Here is a 4,087-nt window from a genome sequence, read left to right on the forward strand (position 1 = left end):
ATAGGACCTCCAAGTGGGGCGAAGTAAGGCGCCTAGCCTGCCCATTAAGGTGCTTTCCTTTTGCCGCCCCACCGAACTGCGGTGGCAAGGGAACTGGATTCGCAAGGAGCCGTAGGCGACTGAGAATCAAGTGACACGCTTCCCAACGGGGCGGAAAGGTGGTGGCGTAGCCACCAAAGGGGGTCTCCGGACTGCATCCAACTAGCCAATTAGAACACCAGCCCACTAGATCACCAGCCCACTAGATCACCAGTCCACTAGATCACCAGCTCACTAGATCACCAGCCCACTAAATCTCTCCCCCCTTCTCTTAAGAACATAAAAAACCTCCCTTTCGGGAGGCTTTTTTACAGTATATATTTCTTCAGAAGATAAACTACAGCTCCTGCCACCAGGACGATGGCGCCGCCTACTACGATAAAGTAGGCAGCGGCTATGGCCATCATGAGGAAGATGGCGGCACAGGCCACAAGGCCCAGGGCGAAGAGGGCTTTTTTCCAGAAGGGAATATTTTTAAGGCTGAAGCGGTGAATGTGGATGGTGTATCCGTCCTCTTCTTCCTGTTTCTCTTCTTTTCCGTCTTCGTTCAGGGTAAGGCCCTCATAGTCATGGACGTCGTCTCTGCTCATGACTCTCGGTTCTTCATGAACTCCGGTGTCTTCCTTTGTTTTGTCGGTGTCATTCATAAGGATTGCAGTTTCTTATTTAACAGTTCGTTGATGACTCTTGGGTTGGCTTTGCCTTTGGTGGCTTTCATGATCTGGCCTACCAGAGCGCCGACGGCTTTTTTCTTGCCGGCTTTGAAGTCTTCCACGGCTTTGGGGTTCTTTCCTACCACTTCGTCTACCAGTTTCGAAAGTTCAGCGGTGTCGGAAATCTGGACGAGGCCCTGGGCTTTGACGATGTCTTCGGCTTTGCCTCCTTCTTTCCACATGGTGGCGAAGACTTTCTTGGCAATCTTGCCGGAGATGGTACCTTTGGAAATCAGTTTCAAGAGGCCTGCCAGGTTTTCAGCAGATACCGGTGCCTTTGCGATTTCAATGCCTTCGGTGAAGAGCTGGCTGGCAAATTCGCCCATGAGCCAGTTGACGGCGGCTTTGGGGTCGGCGCCGGCGGCAACAGCGGCTTCGAAGTAGTCGGCGGTGTCTTTGTCGTTGGTCATGAAGACGGCGTCTTCGGAGGAGAGGCCGAATTCTTTCATGTATCTTTCTTTTCTGGCATCCGGCAGTTCCGGCAGGGATTTGCGGATGTTTTCGATGTATTCATCGCTTACGGTGAAAGGTACCAGGTCCGGTTCCGGGAAGTAGCGGTAATCGTTGGCTTCTTCCTTGGTACGCATGCTCTTGGTGATCCCTTCTTTTTCATCCCATGTACGGGTTTCCTGTACCACTTTGCCGCCGTCTTCCAGCAGTTCTGCCTGGCGCATGGCTTCGTATTCAATGGCTCTTTCCACGCCTTTGAAGGAGTTGATATTCTTGATTTCTGTCTTGGTGCCCAGTTCCTTCTGTCCTACGGGACGGACGGAAACGTTGGCGTCGCAGCGGAGGCTCCCCTCTTCCATGCGGCAGTCGGAAACGCCGATGTACTGGAGGATGGCTCTTATTTTTTCCATGTAGGCCACCGCTTCTTTGGCAGAGCGCATGTCCGGTTCAGAAACGATTTCAAGGAGAGGGGTACCGGTACGGTTATAGTCTACCAGGGAGTAGTCGGAGTCGGTGATGGATGTGCCGTGGTGCACCAGTTTTCCTGCGTCTTCTTCCATGTGGGCGCGGGTGATGCGGATTCTTCTCTTTTCCCCTTCCACTTCCACGTCCAGGTAGCCGTGTTCGCAGATGGGCAAGTCAAACTGGGAGGTCTGGAAATTTTTGGGAAGATCCGGGTAATAGTAGTTTTTACGGTCAAATTTGCTGAAATGGGAAATTTCACAGTTCAGCGCAAGTCCTGCTCTCACTGCATATTCCAGCACTTTCTTATTCAGTACCGGAAGGACTCCCGGCAGCCCCAGGCATACGGGGCATACGTTGGTATTGGGGTCTGCACCGAAGGATGTCCTGCAGCTGCAGAAAATTTTCGTTTTTGTCTGGAGTTCTGTATGAACTTCCAGGCCAATCACTGCTTCGTACTTCATTCCTTGATTTCTCCTTTCGGTGCGGTTCTTGTGAATTCCGGATGAGCCTGTTCAAAGGTGTAGGCTGCCTGGAGAATGGTTTCTTCTCCCAGGGTCCTGCCGATGAGCTGCATGCCCAGGGGGAGGTCATCTTTGAATCCTACCGGAATGCTGATGGACGGTGCGCCGATCAGGTTCACCGGAACGGTGCAGATATCTTCCATGTACAGGGACAGGGGATCCGAGAAAGCGCCGAATTTGAAGGAGGTGCCGGAAGCGGAAGGAGCGGCGATAACGTCACATTTCTTGAAGGCTTCGTCAAATTCCTGTTTCAGAAGGGTACGAACCTTCAAGGCCTTCAGGTAGTACGCATCGTAGTAGCCGGCAGAGAGAACGTAGTTGCCCAGCATGATACGCCGTTTCACTTCTTCGCCAAAGCCCTGGCTTCTGGTTTTGATATACATGTCGATGATATCTTTGCCTTCTGCGCGGAAACCGTAGCTGACGCCGTCGTAGCGGGCCAGGTTGGAGCTGGCTTCTGCCGGGGCGATGATGTAGTACACTGATACGCCGCTGTTGATATGGGGAATGGAAACGTCCACGATTTCAGCGCCTTCCTTTTCATAGAAAGCAAGGGCCTTGTCGATGGCTTCCTTTGTTTCCGGTTTAATACCTTTTCCGAAGAATTCCTTCGGCACGCCGATACGCATGCCTTTCACATCCCGAACCAGGGCTTTTCTGTAGTCCTTCTTTTCCTGGGGAATGGATGTGGAATCCCTTTCATCATGGCCTGCAATGGCATTCAGTACGATGGCAGCATCGGTGACGTCCTTCGTCAGAGGTCCGATCTGGTCCAGGGAGGAAGCAAAGGCCAGAAGGCCGTAGCGGGATACCAGTCCATAGGTAGGCTTCAGACCTACAATGCCGTTGAAAGAAGCAGGCTGGCGAATGGATCCGCCGGTATCGGAGCCCAGAGACCAAATGGCTTCCGTAGCTGCCACAGCAGCGGCGGAACCGCCGGAGGAGCCGCCGGGTACATAGTCTGTATTCCAGGGATTACGGGACGGGCCGAAAGCAGACCTTTCCGTGGAAGAGCCCATAGCAAATTCATCCATGTTTGTCTTGCCCAGAGAAATGAAATCGGCTGCCTTCAGCTTTTCAATGACAGTAGCGTCATAGGGAGACACCCAGTGTTCCAGCATTTTGGATGCAGCGGTGCAGGTTTCCCCCTTGATGCACATATTATCCTTAATAGCTCCGGGGATGCCGGCGAGATCAGAAATTTCCTCACCCTTAGCAATCTTCTCATCCACCCGGGCAGCCGTTTCAAGAGCCGCCTTGTCACTGGTGGAAAGGTAGGCATGAATATCCCCTTCCACAGCGTCACGGTGAGCCATGATTTTCTTCGTCAGTTCTACAGCGGAGATTTCCTTCTTCACCAGCTGCTCATGGAGTTCATGAATCGTATAACCCACTCTATTTCCTCCTTAAATAATCTTGGGCACTTTGAAATAGCCGTCCTCAGCGTCCGGCGCGTTCATCAGTGCTTCCTCATTGGTAAACGATGTATGGGGAACGTCCTCCCGCATCACATTGTACTGCTCCACCGCATGAACCATAGGCGCCACATCGGTGGTGTCGTACTGATTCAGCTCTTCCATATAGGTAAGAATGCTGTTCATGGAATCACGCATCTTCTCCAGATCCTCCGGAGAGAATTCCAGGCGGGAAAGAAGGGCTATCTTCTTTGCTTCTTCGGTGGTAATTTTCATAGACACACTTCCTTAATCAATCATGATCTTAATCAAGCATTTATGATATAAAAAATCCTTTTCAATTATATCACACATGGAATAGGGCCGCTATGAGGGGAAGGATAGGCCATTGGACACGCCTGCGGCGTGAGGGTTCATAGGGTTCAAAAGGTTCAGAGGGTTCAGAGGGTTCAGAGGGTGGAGGTTGACGGGGCTTCGCCCCGAG

Annotated in this window: 4 protein-coding genes; all 4 read right to left on the reverse strand. The window is 52.0% G+C overall.

What is annotated here, in order from left to right; translation table 11 throughout:
- Window positions 1–347: 347 nt before the first annotated feature.
- Genes B2Y11_RS03985 through gatC form a run of 4 tightly spaced genes read right to left on the reverse strand, consistent with a single transcriptional unit; the run spans window position 348 to window position 3,879 of the window.
- The gene (locus tag B2Y11_RS03985) at window positions 348–686 is read right to left on the reverse strand and encodes a hypothetical protein (RefSeq protein WP_291056495.1); all 339 of its coding nucleotides are present in this window, start codon (window positions 684–686) and stop codon (window positions 348–350) included.
- A complete protein-coding gene (gatB, locus tag B2Y11_RS03990) occupies window positions 683–2,128 on the reverse strand; it encodes an Asp-tRNA(Asn)/Glu-tRNA(Gln) amidotransferase subunit GatB (protein ID WP_291056496.1) in 1,446 nt (481 codons plus the stop codon). The genes B2Y11_RS03985 and gatB overlap by 4 nt, the downstream gene beginning before the upstream one ends.
- Window positions 2,125–3,582 (reverse strand): Asp-tRNA(Asn)/Glu-tRNA(Gln) amidotransferase subunit GatA, encoded by a 1,458-nt coding sequence (gatA, locus tag B2Y11_RS03995; protein WP_291056497.1) that lies wholly within the window; start codon window positions 3,580–3,582, stop codon window positions 2,125–2,127. Before gatA ends, gatB begins: the two co-directional genes overlap by 4 nt.
- A gap of 12 nt (window positions 3,583–3,594) precedes the next feature.
- Window positions 3,595–3,879 carry an Asp-tRNA(Asn)/Glu-tRNA(Gln) amidotransferase subunit GatC gene (gene gatC / locus B2Y11_RS04000; protein WP_008858878.1) on the reverse strand — a complete coding sequence of 95 codons (285 nt, stop codon included), beginning with the start codon at window positions 3,877–3,879 and terminating at the stop codon, window positions 3,595–3,597.
- Window positions 3,880–4,087: the final 208 nt, after the last annotated feature.

Origin of the sequence: Dialister sp. UBA1703 (genome assembly GCA_002320515.1) — a bacterium.
GTDB lineage: Bacteria > Bacillota > Negativicutes > Veillonellales > Dialisteraceae > Dialister.